Below are 1,227 nucleotides of genomic sequence, written 5' to 3' on the forward strand. Positions count from 1 at the left end.
TGAAAACCTCTGTGAGCGACATGGATTGGATGCATGCCGGACCGATAGGTTCCCGGCAGCAGACCAAGGCGGACGCCACCCCCAAAGTGAAGCTTACTACTTTGCTGATCGTGGTCAGCCGCGGGCTTGGAACCCCGGGGCATGATCTCATTGAAACCAAACGCCAAAGTGAGTTCGATCAAGCGGCCCGGCTGACGCGCTGGAGCGACCTCTCTGCCTGAATCGTCACGGTCCGACTTGCCTCATCGGCAAGCTGTTGCGTGAGTTGCGCCATGCGCCGGCTGTTGTCGAGGGTCTGCTCCAGGTTATCGCGAATGAGCGAGGTCTGGGCCGCCATAAAGTCCGGAACCGACCGGCACTGTGCCAGACTGCGCAAGCCATCAAGGTTCATCTGCAGCCGCTTCTGGCTCAATTCAAACCATTCGCGGGAAACATCCTGGACACCGCGGGCCAGAACCGTGCCGGCTTGTGCGACGGCTTGCAGGTTTCGCGCGGTCTCGTCACCAAGGCTCTGAGCGTCCCGTTTGCCGGGATTGAACAACTGCATCGCCTGATCAGTGGTCAGGCGGGCCAGCTCCGATGCCGTGCTCAGGCCGGTCTGCACGGCTTCCTGCATGGTCCGAACCGCCGTTTGGGCGCCCTCCACTCCGGTCTGCACCGTGTCAGTCAGGTTTTCTGCGACCTGGTGCACACTTTCGACCTGCTCGCGGGCACGCTTGGTCTCGGCCTGTTTTGCCTCTTCCACACTCGCCATTTCATCCTTTACTTGCTCGGCCACCGCTTCGGCCTCCTCGTCGCTCAAGACCTTGAGCACCGCCGGAAGCAGCTCTTTCTTGTCGTCGCGAATATGCTGCTGGAATGCTTTCTTCAGCTCAGCAACCTTGCTGAGGAACTCACCGTTGTTCTTCGGCATACCGTCCAATTCTGCCAGGAGGGCACTCGTTTCCTGGTTGTCCTGAATGGCCTCTTGAACCAGGTCCTGCATCCTGTGCTTGCTCAAGACGGGAAACAGATACTGTTCCTGGAGATTGGCCAAGAGGTCCAACTCCTCTTTCAGATCCGAGAGCAGGCGCTCACGGGTTTTGGCGGCATTGTCAGAGGTGGCGAGGAGCCTCTCGAAGAGCTCGTTTGCCTTATCCGGCGGCGTTTGGCTAAGAGCCTGTCCGAGTGAAATTTGAATCCGAGCAATGACTTGTGATTCACTGGTTGGCGCCGATTTGCGGAGGC

Annotated in this window: 2 protein-coding genes; one reads left to right on the top strand and one right to left on the bottom strand. The window is 58.9% G+C overall.

The annotated features are described in order from the left end of the window. Window positions 1-221: hypothetical protein (locus tag JKG68_RS33115; RefSeq protein ID WP_210346529.1), on the top strand; the 221-nt coding region annotated here is incomplete at its 5' end. On the opposite strand, the gene JKG68_RS32435 is transcribed toward JKG68_RS33115, so the two are convergent. After that, the coding region (locus tag JKG68_RS32435) for a phasin family protein (protein WP_202066548.1) at window positions 179-1,227 on the bottom strand (1,049 nt) is incomplete at its 5' end. The two genes, JKG68_RS33115 and JKG68_RS32435, sit on opposite strands and share 43 nt — an antisense overlap.

The sequence above is a fragment of the Microvirga aerilata genome, from assembly GCF_016743775.1.
Classification (GTDB): domain Bacteria; phylum Pseudomonadota; class Alphaproteobacteria; order Rhizobiales; family Beijerinckiaceae; genus Microvirga; species Microvirga aerilata.